Origin of the sequence: Pseudomonas sp. PDM25 (assembly GCF_019219045.1) — a bacterium.
In the GTDB taxonomy this organism is placed as follows: Bacteria; Pseudomonadota; Gammaproteobacteria; order Pseudomonadales; family Pseudomonadaceae; genus Aquipseudomonas.
Genome location: NZ_JAHUWL010000005.1, coordinates 169,627 through 183,750, shown reverse-complemented (window position 1 = coordinate 183,750; position 14,124 = coordinate 169,627). Strand labels below are relative to the sequence as shown.

Sequence of the window (14,124 nt, the reverse complement as noted above, 5' to 3'; positions counted from 1 at the left end):
TTCTGATCTCACGATAACTATATATGTCTCTTGGTACTCAGCCTAATGCCACGATAGTGCTTATCTGAATTCCCAAGGAACAGTCATGAGAAATAAACTTACGATAATTAAATACTGCACTTTTTTGATACTTTTGCTATCCCAAGCCTCGCACGCAGGTGATCTCGGCGAGGGACTGACCAACCAATCAAACTCGATACTTTTGAAAAACAATGATGCTAAATACAATCATTGGAATGGCATTGGCAAAATTTTCAAAGACAGCAAACCACAGTGTGTGGCCAGCCTGTTAGATACCCGAGACGAAGACAACAATGCACGGGGCCCGGCTTATCTGCTCACAGCAGGACACTGTGTAGCCCAAGGTCTGGATCACCCTGTCACCGATATACCTTTTGAGGCAAGCGTGACATTTAACTTCTTCATCGATACCTCGGATAAATACAAGAGCTACAAAATTCATAAAGCAAACTGGGCTAGCATGTCCACCACTGACATTGCTATTTTGGAGCTGGACACCCCTCTGTCTACGCTACTTGAAGATGGGGTGACACCACTGAAGCTGGCATACAGAACCTCCAGGATAGCTAGCGATATACTTATTGTCGGCGCACCAGATAATCTTCCAGAATCCGGTCTGCGCCTAGCTGCTTGCTATCAGGAATCAACAGAAGCAACGCTTGTGTTGAAATGGTGGGTCTTTCCGAACACCCTGAAAAACAGGTGCAAGGGTATTCGTCATGGCGATTCCGGGAGCCCTGTCCTTGATCGTGAAACAGGAAGTATTGTCGGCGTGTTATTTGCTTCTACATTTGTATCGACGCTAGATGAATTATGTTTCAACACCGCTTGTGAAGTGAAAAATGAAAAAACCGAGTTATCTCCTGAAACCAATTACAGCCACACGGCCGATTACTTACCAAGTTGTTTTGTAAAAGGAATTTTCAGCACCACATCTAGCTCTTGCACGCTGGAACCAACGTTCAATTTAGAACTGAACGATTACGCCCCATTGAGATACGCCACCGTACCATCTACTGAAAACCCGACGCTGCCTACATGGGGTCTGGACTTTTCGATGGACAAGCCTTACTACCGCTTTAAAACTGTCCGCGACGCCAGGGACTGTTTGTCCCCTCACTACTACAGCGACGTAATAAGCACCACCGGTGCTTTGATCAATACTCCTACAGGTCGCAAAGCAGGCATGTATTTTCTCTGCGTACTGGGCGTCGAATCAGCAGAGCAGACTCCGACAGCAGGGCTACTGAGAACCGTCTGGATTTCTCCAGCACAACTCGTAGAGGCAGAACCCGTCAGAATGGCAGAACCCATAATTACGTTGGGAGCCGACTGGAATTACAATGTCACATGGCGTCATTCGTTACCTTTGTATTTTAATAGCTTCTACTACGCCGGCCCGACAGACACAACAAACTGCGGTGACATAAAGCGTGAAGATTATACTTATGCTTATGGAAATAACGCAGTGACTTTTACTGCCGAGCAGCTTCCTCTAACACTCTGCAGCTACAATAACAGCCTGGACTCCCGATCCTCTGCGGTACGCACCGACTTGCTGACACTGCCTTGACACGATCTGACAGCTTCAACTATCCATATAACTCGACCGACCCACTAAGCACCGAAATTAACCAAATTAAATTTATCGCCAAGGAATGGCCATGAACTACACGCGCACCGTATTAATCGGCTGTTTATTCAGCAGCTTCCTTAGCCCTGTCCAGGCAGCCCCAAGAGATATTGGTGAAGGACTCAGAAATAATTCCATATCGAAAGCACTGAAAAATAGCGAACAACAATATTCGCTCTGGAATGGTATCGGCTACCTGACCACCCAAGACAGTGCATGCATGGCGACCCTTATCGACACCAGAAATTTTGAGCACAAAGCTGTTGGACCTGCTTATTTAATCACCAGCGGTCACTGCGTAACAGCCGAAATCGGAACGTCCAAGCTAAACCAGACATTTGATGCGAGCATAACTTTCAATTACTTCTATGACACGCCCGACAATCATAAGACATATAAAGTTCGAACAGCCAATTGGACCAGCATGGTCGGCACGGACATGGCTTTACTTGAAGTCGATAAACCTCTTGCACTGCTAATTGAAAACGGAATTGTCCCGCTCAAACTTGCACCCCTCCCGCCCCTGGACAGGCATGACGTACTCAATGTGGGCGCACCTGGAAAATTCGTGGAGAAGGGGCTGCGCTTGAGCGCATGTACTCAAGAGGTTTCCAGAACCATGTCCGACAGCATCTCAAGATTCCCCGGGGGCTTAACGAATCAGTGCGCTGATTTACACCCAGGAAGCTCTGGAAGCCCGATGCTGGATCGTCGTACAAACGAGATCATCAGCATTACCTCAGAAAAAGGCTATAGCTACGCGGCAAATTTTATCTCCGACTGTTTTATTAATGGAGTCTTCACAAACAACTCAGAAAACTGCACATTACGGGAAGTTGATATTACTGTCGAACTACCGAGTCTTTTCACAACACATGCATACTCTCATTGGAATTCAGCGGGGAAAGAAATTTTACCTACGTGGGATTACAAGTTCAGTATCAACAGCCCTTACTATCGCTACAAAACCACACGCGACGCCATAAATTGCCAAGACCCCAGCCGGTACAGTGCCGCTATTAGTTCGACAAGTCCTCACATAAACAGCGCTATTGGCCCTCAGACTCGCATGCACGTCTTGTGCATTATTGGTGTGGAGTCACAAGAGCAGAAGCTCTCCAGTGGATTACTACGAAATACTTTCACGCACGCTGTCTATCTGGCAGAGCCGGCTCCTGTACCGAATATTACTCTGAGCTCCAATCGGCACATTAACATCACATGGGAAAATTCATATCCAGAATATACCACCCACTTTTTTCACTTAGGCCCGGCCGACTCCACACAATGCGGCAATCATGATGATCCGCGTTACAAAACCATAGCCGGCAGCGGAGTTTTATACTCATTCTCACCTGTCAAACTCTGCAGCTACGCCCGCCGAGATACTGAACCACACCTATCCGCGATACGCTTTGACGTGATCACCCTTCCTCCAATCGAGCTGAATACAACATCCACTACAAATACCGCGCCATGATGTCGTCGACCACGCCTTCCTTGCGTAACTGATCCAGCGCAGCCTGAAGCTTTGCCACCACCTCATCCGGCACGTCCTTGTTCAACGCCAGGTACAACTCGGCGCTGTTGAAGCGCAGCACAGTCTTGAGCCCGTTCACGCCGTCCTGGCGCGCCAGATAGCGGCCTGCCGGATCCCCCGTGGCCCACAGGTCGATCTGGCCGTTGACCAGTTTTTTGGCGTTGTCTTGATCGCGCAGTACAACGATCGGTTTCAATCCTTGCTTGGCCAGCGTCTCGGCAATCGCATCGCCCTTGTAGGCGCCGATCTTGTACTTGCGCGCCTGATCCAGCGTCTCGAGCGTGATCTTGCTGTCCGCATTGGCCAGCATGATCCAGTCGTCCGGACCAATCGGGCCGACCCACTTGAAGAGTTTCTCGCGGTCCGGCAAACGCGCCATCACGAACACGCCATAACCGGGTTTTTCCAGGGCGAGTTTGTAGATTCGCTCCCAAGGGAAACGCAGCGTCAGGCTGTAAGGGATGTCGGCACGTTTGAACATCTCACGGACAATGTCCACGGCAATGCCGTTGATGTTCTCGTCCTGAGCGAAGTTCTTGCCGTTCTTCGCCATGTTGTACGGCGGGAAGTTTTCCGTCAGCAACACCAGACCGGTGCCGGGATTTTCTGCGGCGTGAACTCCGTTGATGAACAACAGAGAAGCACTGGCGAGGACAAGAAGAAGGCGTTTAAGCATGTCTGGCTACCGAGATCCATGGCGTGCCCAAGAGTGCCTTGAGCCCGCCATGCTGTCCACTGGCCTGTACCGTTTGTTTAACGCATCACGATGCCGCGATGAGCCATGTAGGCCTTGGCTTCCTGAACGGTGTATTCGCCGAAGTGGAAAATACTCGCCGCCAGCACCGCGCTGGCGTGGCCTTCGAGGATGCCGTCGGCCAAGTGCTGCAGGTTGCCGACACCGCCGGAAGCGATGACCGGAATCCCCAGCGCATCGCTGATGGCGCGGGTGACGCCCAGGTCGAAGCCGTTTTTCATGCCGTCCTGGTCCATGCTGGTCAGCAGGATTTCACCGGCACCGAGACCTTCCATCTTCTTCGCCCACTCAACGGCGTCGAGACCGGTTGGCTTGCGACCGCCGTGGGTGAAGATTTCCCAGCGCGGGATTTCGCCCGGACCGGAAACCTTCTTGGCGTCGATGGCGACGACAATGCACTGCGAGCCGAAATGCTGAGCCGCTTCGCCGACGAATTCCGGGTTGAACACCGCAGCGGTGTTGATCGAAACCTTGTCCGCGCCGGCATTCAACAAGTTGCGAATGTCCTGCACGGTACGCACACCGCCGCCCACGGTCAGCGGGATGAACACCTGGCTGGCCATGCGTTCGACGGTGTGCAGCGTGGTATCGCGGCCATCGACGCTGGCGGTGATGTCGAGAAAGGTAATCTCGTCGGCACCTTGCTCGTCGTAGCGACGGGCGATTTCCACCGGGTCGCCGGCATCGCGAATATTCTCGAACTTGACGCCCTTGACCACCCGGCCGTTATCCACGTCCAGGCAAGGGATGATGCGTTTGGCCAGCGCCATGGTCAGTCCTCAGCCTTTGTACGAATCGCAGAAAGCTTGCGCTTCAGCGACATCGAGGGTGCCTTCGTAAATCGCCCGGCCGGTGATGGCGCCGATGATGCCTGGCGCCTTGGCGTCGAGCAGCGACTTGATGTCACCCAGATTGTGGATACCGCCGGAAGCGATCACCGGAATCTTCGTCGCAGCGGCCAGGGCGGCGGTGTACGAAACGTTGCAGCCCTGCATCATGCCGTCTTTGGCGATGTCGGTATAAACGATCGCGGATACGCCATCAGCTTCGAATTGCTTGGCCAGGTCGATCACCTGAATAGTGCTGATTTCAGCCCAGCCGTCAGTGGCGACAAAACCGTCTTTGGCATCCAGACCGACGATCACCTTGCCCGGGAACGCGCGGCAGGCCTCAGCAACGAAAGCCGGATCTTTCACGGCTTTGGTGCCGATGATCACGTAGCTCACACCCGCTTTGACGTAGTGTTCGATGGTTTCCAGGGAGCGGATACCGCCGCCGATCTGGATCGGCAGGTTCGGGTAGCGCTTGGCGATGGCGGTGACCACTTCGCCGTTGACCGGCTGGCCTTCGAAGGCGCCGTTCAGGTCGACCAGATGCAGACGGCGGCAACCGCCTTCCACCCACTTGGCAGCCATGCTCACCGGGTCATCGGAGAACACCGTGGAATCTTCCATGCGGCCCTGGCGCAGACGAACACAGGCACCGTCTTTAAGATCGATAGCGGGAATAATCAGCATCTGGCAAACCTTCAAATTCGATTGTTCAGCTTCGCTCGAAAATCAGTTTTTCTCGAGCGCCCACAGGTCGCTTTCGATGCTTTCGAACCTCTCTTTGAGGTGCGTCTGCACATCGAAAATCGCCCTGTTGTAATAGTGCGGCGCAATTTCACGGGTAAACAGCTCAAGGATTTCAGCCGCCTCGAACGAACCCAGGTCCAGCTCGAAGCGGTCTTCCATGAAGCGTTTGATCTTGTGATTGGCCTCGTTCTCCTGTTCAGGAGTGAGGGTCAGGATCGGCGGCTTCTTCTTGACGGCCATTTACCAGCGACCATCCCACGCGGCGAAGTTCTGCAGCAATTGCAGGCCATGGGTATGGCTCTTCTCCGGGTGGAACTGCACCGCGAACCGCGAGCCATCGGCCAGCGCTGCAGCGAAATCGACACCGTAGTGACCGCCACCCACCACTTGCCGCGGGTTGCCGGCAGCGATGTAGTAGCTGTGCACGAAATAGAAACGCGCCAGGTCCGGAATGTTGTGCCACAGCGGATGGGTGACCGTCTGCTTCACTTCGTTCCAGCCCATGTGCGGCACTTTCAAGTGTTCGCCGTCTTCGTGCAAATCCTTGCCGAAGAACTTCACCGCGCCCGGAAACAGGCCGATGCAGTCGACGCCGTCGTTCTCTTCACTGCTGTCGAGCAAGGCTTGCATGCCGACGCAGATGCCGAGGAACGGGCGATCCTGGCTGACTTCACGCACCAGCGAATCGAAGCCCAGGCGACGGATCTCCGCCATGCAGTCGCGAATCGCGCCGACGCCGGGGAAAACCACCCGGTCGGCTTCGCGAATCACAGCGGCATCGCTGGTGATCAGGACCTTGCCGGCACCCACGTGCTCGAGGGCTTTGGCCACCGAGTGCAGGTTGCCCATGCCGTAATCGATAACCGCGACCGTCTGCATTACAGAACGCCTTTGGTCGACGGCATCTGACCGGCCATGCGGTCATCCAGCTCTACAGCCATGCGCAGGGCGCGGCCGAAAGCCTTGAACACGGTTTCGATCTGGTGGTGAGTGTTGGTGCCGCGCAGGTTGTCGATGTGCAGGCTGACGAGCGCGTGGTTGACGAAGCCCTGGAAGAATTCCTGGAACAGGTCAACGTCGAAGCCGCCAACGGTGGCACGGGTGTAGGGAACGTGCATCTGCAGGCCAGGGCGGCCGGAGAAGTCGATCACCACGCGCGACAGCGCTTCATCGAGCGGCACGTAGGCGTGGCCGTAGCGACGGATGCCTTTCTTGTCGCCGATGGCTTTGGCAAAAGCCTGCCCCAGAGTGATACCGACGTCTTCCACCGTGTGGTGGTCGTCGATATGCAGGTCGCCCTTGCTGACAATATCCAGGTCGATCAGCCCGTGACGGGCGATCTGGTCCAGCATGTGCTCAAGAAAAGGTACACCGATATCAAATCGGGCCTTTCCGGTGCCATCCAGGTTAATCGAGGCTTTGATCTGGGTTTCCAGAGTGTCGCGCTCGACTGACGCCTTACGTTCGGCCATCACCAGCTCCGCAAAATCATTGGGCGAAAAAGGCAATCATTATAGGGGCGCGGGCGCCAAACAGAAACACGATACGTGATATCCCTGACGGGCTGAACCCGGTGCTGTCGGGGATAGACATGTCCATACAACTGGGCAAACACAAGAATTGTGTCCATGGAGATCAAATGTGGGAGCGGCCGACGATTCGACTTGCTCGCGAAAGCGGTGTGTCAGGCAACATTGATGTCGACTGACACGCCCTCTTCGCGAGCAAGCCCGCTCCCACAGGGGTTTTGCGTTAGTGGAACAGTACTGCCGTTTTCTGCAAGGTCACCCAAACACCCCACGCCAACGGAATACCCACCACTAGCCATGCAGCCACTGCCAAAGGCTTGGTGCCCGCATCCGCTTTCCACTCCAGTACGGTGCTGCTGTCAGCCCCTTTGTCGTGGCCCAGCGCCTGTTCGGCGGCCAGTTCAGCGTCGGTCATGAAGTACTTGTCAGCCACCGGACGCACCAGCAAATTGCAGATGAACCCCAGCACCAGCAGGCCCGCGAGGATGTACAAGGTGATGTCGTAAGCCGCGGCGCGTTCAACGCCGATGCTCAGCTGATATTCACGCAGGTAGTTCACCAACACCGGACCCAACACGCCCGCCGCCGCCCAGGCCGTCAGCAGACGACCGTGGATCGCGCCGACCATTTGCGTGCCGAACAGGTCCGCGAGATACGCAGGAACCGTCGCAAAACCACCGCCATACATCGACAGGATGATGCAGAAAGCCGCCACGAACAGCGCAACGTTGCCCAGGTGACCGAGGTTCGGGATCAGCGCGTACAGGGCAAAACCCAGGGCGAAGAACACGAAATAGGTGTTTTTGCGGCCCAGGTAGTCCGAGAACGAGGCCCAGAAGAAGCGGCCACCGATGTTGAACAGGCTCAGCAAACCGGTGAAACCGGCAGCAATCGCCGCGATCGAGGCCAATTGCGAAGCGTCCAGTTGACCGAATGTCAGGCCGTTACCCAACAACGTGCCAGCGAACACTTCCTGCAACAGCGGAGAAGCCATGCCGAGAATGCCGATACCCGCCGAAACGTTCAGGCACAGCACCAGCCACACCAGACGGAATTGCGGGGTTTTCCACGCCACATTCACGTGGACGTGACGGTGGGTGATCATCGCGTTGGAAGCTTTCTTCGCCGGAGCGGTCCAGCCTTCAGGCTTCCAGCCGGTTGGCGGAACGCGGTAAGACAGTGCGCCACCGATCATGAACACGAAGTAGATCGCGGCCATCACCAGGAAGCTCTGCCATACGCCGACGCTGGTTGACGAAGCGAAGTGGCCCATCAAGGCTGCGGCCAGCGGAGCACCCACCATCGCGCCACCACCGAAACCCATGATCGCCATGCCGGTCGCCATGCCGCGCTTGTCCGGGAACCACTTGATCAGGGTCGATACGGGCGAGATGTAACCCAGGCCCAGGCCGATACCGCCAATGACCCCGGAGCCGATCCACATCAGCCATATCTGGTGGGTATAAACCCCCAGCGCTGAAATCAGCAGACCGCCACACCAGCACAGGGCCGATACAACGCCAGCCTTGCGTGGCCCGGCGTGTTCCAGCCAGCCGCCCCAGATGGCGGCCGAGCAACCGAGGAAGATGAAGAACAGGGTGTAGATCCAGCCGAGCATCGAGATCGGCCAGTCGCATTGCGACGAGAAGACTTGCGAGATGAAGCTCATGTCCGGCGCGCAGGCCACGGCCTTGGTCACGCCCAGGGCTTTGGACAGTGGCAACCAGAACACCGAAAAGCCGTAGGCCATGCCGATGCAAAGGTGGATGGCCAACGCGGCCGGTGGTACCAGCCAACGGTTGAAACCGGGCTTGGCGATGATGCGTTCCTTGGACAGGAACGCAGGCTGGCCGGCGTTGAGGCCGTCCGCCGTGATGCTCGTGGTCATGGTGTATCCCCCAATTATTAGAATGGTTCGTCAGCGCTCCTCACCCCCAGCCTTTATGCGCACGCATGACTGTTTTTGAGGTGAAGCTCCATTTTGGTGCGACATCGCGTCGCAGAAGGACGGACGAACCAGCAAAGGTTACCATCTGTACGTGACAGAAAAACCAAAGTGATATCACCTTTTGTATGTCATCAGTTCTCGTACCACTGAAGGAGCCCTCATGCCGATCATTGTCGAGCCGCTAAACGAAGCCACTTATCAAGATCAGCAAGATCTGCAGAAGATCTACCGCGATGCTCCGGACTGGCTGCTTGCCCCGTTTGCCGGGGAATTGCAGTTGATCGAAGGCTGCCTGCTGGACGGTTCGCTGATCGCCGGCCGCTTCAACGATCGACTTTTGGGCGCGGCACGTCTGCAACGGCACTCGGATGTCTGGCACCTGTCCCAACTATGCGTACGAAAAATTACCCGTCGTCGTGGCGTGGCCGAGCGACTGGTGAATGAAGCGCAGAAAATGGCGTCGCAATCGGGCGCGACATTGCGTTTGCTGGCGCCTGCCGGGCATCTGGAAGCACAAGCCCTGGCGGCCAAACTGAAAATACCGCTGGTTGTGTTGCCGAGGTGATCGCTGACCGGTCGTCCGCTGCGGAGCGCTATACTCCCCGGCTAAATTTCGAATTCGACTAACTACAAGGACTCGCCCATGAAAGCGTTCGGCAAAATCCTGGGTCTGGTACTTCTCGGGCTATTGCTGATCATTGTGGCGCTGGGCTTTGCCCTGACCCACCTCTTTGATCCCAATGACTATAAAGACGAGATTCGCCAGATAGCCCGCGACAAGGCCCACATCGAGCTGACGCTCAATGGCGATATCGGCTGGAGCCTGTTCCCATGGCTGGGCCTGGAATTGCACGAAGCCACGGTCGCGACCCTGGCCAAGCCCACCGAGCCGTTCGCTGATTTGCAGATGCTCGGCTTGTCGGTCCGTGTGCTGCCGCTGCTGCGCCGTGAAGTGCAAATGAGCGATGTGCGCGTCGAAGGCCTGAACCTGCGCCTGACCCGCGACAAGGACGGCCACGGCAACTGGCAAGACATCGGCAAGGTACCGGCGCCGGCTACCCCGGCCACACCGCCCGCGACTACTGGCGAACCCCCGACCGAGACCACCGCCCAAGCGGAAAAACCGGCCCAGCCGATTCGCCTGGACATCGACAGCCTGACCATCAACAACGCCCGCGTTGAATACAGCGACGAAAGAACCGGCAAGCAATTCAGCGCCGAAAGCATCCAGCTGAGTACCGGCCCGGTGCATGACTCCACGAACATCCCGGTCAAACTCACTGCGTTCCTGGGCACCAACCAGCCGGTCTTGCGTGTCCGTACCGAGCTCAACGGCGAGCTGCGTTTCGAGCGCGCACTGCAACGCTACAAATTCGAAGACATGAAACTCTCTGGGGAAGTGGCTGGCGATCCGCTGCAAGGCAAAACCATGACCTTCGCCGCCCAGGGGCAGTTGCTGCTGGATAAAGCGGCGAACGTCGCCGAATGGACCGGCATCAAGATCTCTGCCAACCAACTGCGCGCATTGGGTGAACTGAAGGTCAACGACCTCGACAAAACCCCGCAAATCAGTGGCGGCCTGTCGATCGCCCAGTTCGATCTGGCGAAATTCGTCGACAGCATTGGTCAGCAGCTTCCGGCGATGGCTGAAGGCAGCCTGAGCAAAGTCGAACTGGTCAGCCGCCTTGCCGGCACGCCGACCAGCGTGATCCTGGACGACATCAACCTCAAAGTCGACGACAGCACCTTCAGCGGCCGCATCGCCGTCGAGGACTTCGCCAAACAATCGCTGCGGGCGAACCTCAAGGCCGACACCTTCAACGTCGACCGTTATCTGCCACCAAAATCCGCCGAAGCCAACAGCGCGACGCAGGTGCGTAAGGCCGAAGTGGCCAACACCGAGGCCGAAGCCATGGCTGGCCCGGGCAACACCCCGCTGCCGCCAGCACCGACCAAAGACGCGTGGAGCAACGAGCGCCTGCTGCCGGTGGAACGCCTGAGCAAACTCGACGTAGACGCCGACCTCACCTTCGGTCAGTTGACCCTCGATAAATTGCCGATCCAGAACGCTGCGCTCAAGGCCTCGGGCCAGGGCGGTCTGCTGACTCTGGAAAGCCTTCGCGGCGACCTGTACGACGGCAACTTCGACGCCAAAGGTACGCTCGACGTGCGCCAACAGGTGCCAGCGCTGAACATACAGACGAGCATCAGCAAAGTACCCGTGGAAAAAATCCTCGAAAGCCAGGGTAAAAATCCGCCGGTCAATGGCCTGGTGACATTCAACAGCAACCTGACCGGCAGCGGCAACAGCCAGAAAGCGCTGATCGAAACCCTCAACGGCAATGCCAGTTTCATCATCAACAACGGCGTGTTGCTCAATGCCAACCTCGAACAACAGCTGTGCAAAGGCATCGCCACCCTGAACCGTAAAACCCTCAGCGGCGAGCCACGGGGCAAGGACACACCGTTCCAGGAGTTCAAGGGCAACCTGACCTTCCGTAACGGCGTGGCCAGCAACCCGGACCTGAAAGTGCGCATCCCGGGCATGACCGTCAACGGCGACGGCGACGTCGATCTGCGGGTGCTTGGCATGGATTACCGCGTGGGCGTTATCGTCGAAGGCGACAAGAGCGACATGCCGGACCCGGCCTGCCAGGTCGGCGAGAAGTTCGTCGGCATCGAGTGGCCGCTGCGCTGCCGTGGCCCGCTGGAACTGGGCGCCAAGGCTTGCCGCCTCGATAACGAACGCATGGGCCAGGTCGCGAGCAAACTGGCCGGCGAAAAAATCAGCGAAAAAATCGACGAGAAGCTTGGCGACAAAGTCAGCCCGGAACTGAAAAACGCGTTGAAGGGGCTGTTCAAGCGATGAGAGCCGAGCAGTTTTCATCGGCGGTGCTGGACTGGTACGACCGTCACGGCCGCCACGACTTGCCTTGGCAACAAGGCATCACCCCGTATCGGGTGTGGGTCTCGGAAATCATGCTGCAGCAGACTCAGGTCAGCACGGTGCTGAACTACTTCGACCGCTTCATGGCCTCGTTGCCGACGGTCGAAGCCCTGGCCGCTGCGCCGGAAGACGAAGTCCTGCACCTGTGGACCGGCCTCGGTTACTACACCCGTGCGCGCAATTTGCAGAAGACCGCGAAGATTATCGTCGCCGAGCACGGCGGCGAGTTTCCGCGGAATGTGGAAAAGCTGGTTGATCTGCCGGGTATCGGCCTGTCTACGGCAGGCGCTATCGCCAGCCTGAGCATGGGCCTGCGGGCGCCGATCCTCGACGGCAACGTCAAACGGGTGCTGGCGCGCTTTACCGCGCAAGAGGGCTATCCGGGCGAGCCCAAGGTCGCCAAACAGCTGTGGGCCAACGCTGAGCGCTTCACGCCGCATGATCGGGTCAACGCCTACACCCAGGCGATGATGGATCTGGGCGCCACGCTCTGTACCCGCAGCAAACCAAGCTGCCTGCTCTGCCCGCTGGAAAAGGGCTGCGAAGCGCACATGCTCGGCCTGGAAACGCGCTACCCGATCCCCAAACCGCGTAAAGCCGTGCCACAGAAGCGTACGCTGATGCCGATGCTCGCCAACGGTGACGGCGCGATTCTGCTTTACCGTCGCCCTTCCACGGGCTTGTGGGGCGGTCTATGGAGCCTGCCGGAACTCGATGACCTCGACGACCTGCAACATCTGGCTTCGCAGCATTCGCTGGAGCTGGGCAGCCAACAGGCGCTGCCGAGCCTGGTCCACACCTTCAGTCATTTTCAGTTGTCCATCGAACCCTGGCTGGTTCAGGTCCAGGAGGCCGGCCATCACGTGGCCGAGGCCGACTGGCTCTGGTATAACCTCGCCACCCCGCCGCGCCTGGGCCTTGCCGCCCCGGTCAAAACCTTGCTCGAACGCGCGGCCGCCGTATTGAACGCAGGAGAGTCGTCATGACCCGCACCATCATGTGCCGCAAGTACAAAGAAGAATTGCCCGCCCTGGAGCGTGCTCCATTTCCTGGCGCAAAAGGTCAGGACATTTTTGACCACGTCTCGGCCAAAGCCTGGGCAGACTGGCAAAAGCACCAGACCCTGCTGATCAACGAAAAACGCCTGAACATGATGAACGCCGAAGACCGCAAATATCTTCAGGGCGAGATGGACAAGTTCTTTTCCGGCGAGGAATACGCCAAGGCTGACGGCTACGTTCCGCCGGCTGAATAATCCCGCTTTTTCGAGGGTCGGAACGTAAGCGACGGTAATAATTAAAATTTTTTTGAAAACTTTCTTGACGACCCCCTGAAAAACCAGTTTAATGCGCCCCGTTGCCCAGATAGCTCAGTCGGTAGAGCAGGGGATTGAAAATCCCCGTGTCGGCGGTTCGATTCCGTCTCTGGGCACCAAATACCGAAAACCCTGAATCGCAAGATTCAGGGTTTTTTTATGCTCGCGATTTGATCAGACCTCGCGCAAGTCGTCTCTCTTCGGCTAGTTTTCACTACCCCAATGGAAGACCAGATTGCGAGCAGCACCGCTTCCTACCTCCGCCGTATCACGCCGCTCCTCACCATTACGTGTCGCGACGACGGTGTACTTGCCGGGTGGCAGCTGCACGTAAACCAACGGGCCGGCCTCACTCAGCGTCAGCACGGGCGACCCCGGGGTTTTCTGAATGACCAGATTCACATCTGGCACATACTCATCCTTCGGCCCGGTGGAGAAGGTCATGTGCAGGTTGTAGCCCTTCGTATGTTGAATGGCTTTAGCCTCATCCTCTCCGATCCCTCCGGACAGGTAAGTAATCCCGTTTTGCTGTTGCTGCTGGACTTGCACACCTGTGCTGTCAATCGGTTCAAGACTGGCGGCGTTAAGCACGACTGGAAACATCAGTACGCCGACGGCGGCGATGGGCAGCATGAATGAATGGACGTTCTTCATGATGGTGACTCCCGGGTTGCTCAGAACCCAATCGTTACTCTTCTTAGATTTGTTACAGAATGTTCAAGTTTTAGATCGATTAGCACTTGAGCTAACTGCGAATCGGACTACGTGATGTATTCCTCATGCACGTGCTGTCGTCGGCCCGGTCCTGCAAAGCAAACTCGCCTTTCCTTCCGATTTACCAGCAACGCCCGGCATCGCGG

At 56.7% G+C, this 14,124-nt stretch carries 14 protein-coding genes and 1 tRNA gene; 7 read left to right on the top strand and 8 right to left on the bottom strand.

What is annotated here, in order from left to right; all coding sequences use genetic code 11:
• Nucleotides 1-85 precede the first annotated feature (85 nt).
• Both KW848_RS11225 and KW848_RS11220 read left to right on the top strand, forming a co-directional pair.
• Nucleotides 86-1,594 carry a serine protease gene (locus tag KW848_RS11225; protein WP_218536852.1) on the top strand — a complete coding sequence of 503 codons (1,509 nt, stop codon included), beginning with the start codon at nt 86-88 and terminating at the stop codon, nt 1,592-1,594.
• A gap of 91 nt (nt 1,595-1,685) precedes the next feature.
• Nucleotides 1,686-3,134, top strand: coding sequence for a trypsin-like peptidase domain-containing protein (locus KW848_RS11220; RefSeq protein WP_218536851.1), 1,449 nt, complete (start codon nt 1,686-1,688; stop codon nt 3,132-3,134).
• Here the strand turns inward: KW848_RS11220 and KW848_RS11215 are convergent.
• The 7 genes from KW848_RS11215 to KW848_RS11185 form a co-directional block, all read right to left on the bottom strand.
• Nucleotides 3,115-3,870 carry an ABC transporter substrate-binding protein gene (locus tag KW848_RS11215; RefSeq protein WP_192409860.1) on the bottom strand — a complete coding sequence of 252 codons (756 nt, stop codon included), beginning with the start codon at nt 3,868-3,870 and terminating at the stop codon, nt 3,115-3,117. The two genes, KW848_RS11220 and KW848_RS11215, sit on opposite strands and share 20 nt — an antisense overlap.
• 77 nt (nt 3,871-3,947) lie before the next feature.
• Complete coding sequence (hisF, locus tag KW848_RS11210; RefSeq protein WP_084318197.1) at nt 3,948-4,718, bottom strand: imidazole glycerol phosphate synthase subunit HisF; 771 nt, start codon at nt 4,716-4,718, stop codon at nt 3,948-3,950.
• 9 nt (nt 4,719-4,727) lie between these two features.
• Nucleotides 4,728-5,465, bottom strand: a complete 738-nt coding sequence (hisA, locus tag KW848_RS11205) for a 1-(5-phosphoribosyl)-5-[(5-phosphoribosylamino)methylideneamino]imidazole-4-carboxamide isomerase (RefSeq protein WP_007897434.1) — start codon at nt 5,463-5,465, stop codon at nt 4,728-4,730.
• Between the two features lie 42 nt (nt 5,466-5,507).
• Complete coding sequence (locus KW848_RS11200; protein ID WP_008024930.1) at nt 5,508-5,765, bottom strand: DUF2164 domain-containing protein; 258 nt, start codon at nt 5,763-5,765, stop codon at nt 5,508-5,510.
• On the bottom strand, nt 5,766-6,404 hold the full coding sequence (hisH, locus tag KW848_RS11195; protein WP_074872718.1) for an imidazole glycerol phosphate synthase subunit HisH: 639 nt from the start codon (nt 6,402-6,404) through the stop codon (nt 5,766-5,768).
• Nucleotides 6,404-6,997, bottom strand: a complete 594-nt coding sequence (gene hisB / locus KW848_RS11190; protein ID WP_003218037.1) for an imidazoleglycerol-phosphate dehydratase HisB — start codon at nt 6,995-6,997, stop codon at nt 6,404-6,406. Before hisB ends, hisH begins: the two co-directional genes overlap by 1 nt.
• A gap of 280 nt (nt 6,998-7,277) precedes the next feature.
• Nucleotides 7,278-8,942: an OFA family MFS transporter gene (locus KW848_RS11185; protein WP_218536850.1), complete on the bottom strand. Its 1,665-nt coding sequence runs from the start codon at nt 8,940-8,942 to the stop codon at nt 7,278-7,280.
• Nucleotides 8,943-9,162: 220 nt separating this feature from the next.
• Here KW848_RS11185 and KW848_RS11180 point away from each other — a divergent pair, with 220 nt between their 5' ends.
• The 5 genes from KW848_RS11180 to KW848_RS11160 all read left to right on the top strand — a co-directional run bounded on the left by KW848_RS11180 (nt 9,163) and on the right by KW848_RS11160 (nt 13,383).
• Nucleotides 9,163-9,567, top strand: coding sequence for an acetyl-CoA sensor PanZ family protein (locus KW848_RS11180; RefSeq protein WP_218536849.1), 405 nt, complete (start codon nt 9,163-9,165; stop codon nt 9,565-9,567).
• 78 nt (nt 9,568-9,645) lie between these two features.
• Nucleotides 9,646-11,871, top strand: coding sequence for an AsmA family protein (locus tag KW848_RS11175; RefSeq protein WP_218536848.1), 2,226 nt, complete (start codon nt 9,646-9,648; stop codon nt 11,869-11,871).
• Nucleotides 11,868-12,935 (top strand): A/G-specific adenine glycosylase, encoded by a 1,068-nt coding sequence (gene mutY / locus KW848_RS11170; protein ID WP_218536847.1) that lies wholly within the window; start codon nt 11,868-11,870, stop codon nt 12,933-12,935. The genes KW848_RS11175 and mutY overlap by 4 nt, the downstream gene beginning before the upstream one ends.
• Entirely contained in the window at nt 12,932-13,204 is a 273-nt protein-coding gene (locus KW848_RS11165; protein WP_008149405.1) for an oxidative damage protection protein, read from the top strand. Before mutY ends, KW848_RS11165 begins: the two co-directional genes overlap by 4 nt.
• Nucleotides 13,205-13,307: 103 nt before the next feature.
• Nucleotides 13,308-13,383, top strand: a tRNA-Phe gene (locus KW848_RS11160).
• Between the two features lie 85 nt (nt 13,384-13,468).
• On the opposite strand, the gene KW848_RS11155 is transcribed toward KW848_RS11160, so the two are convergent.
• On the bottom strand, nt 13,469-13,918 hold the full coding sequence (locus KW848_RS11155) for a carboxypeptidase regulatory-like domain-containing protein (protein ID WP_218536846.1): 450 nt from the start codon (nt 13,916-13,918) through the stop codon (nt 13,469-13,471).
• Nucleotides 13,919-14,124 lie beyond the last annotated feature (206 nt).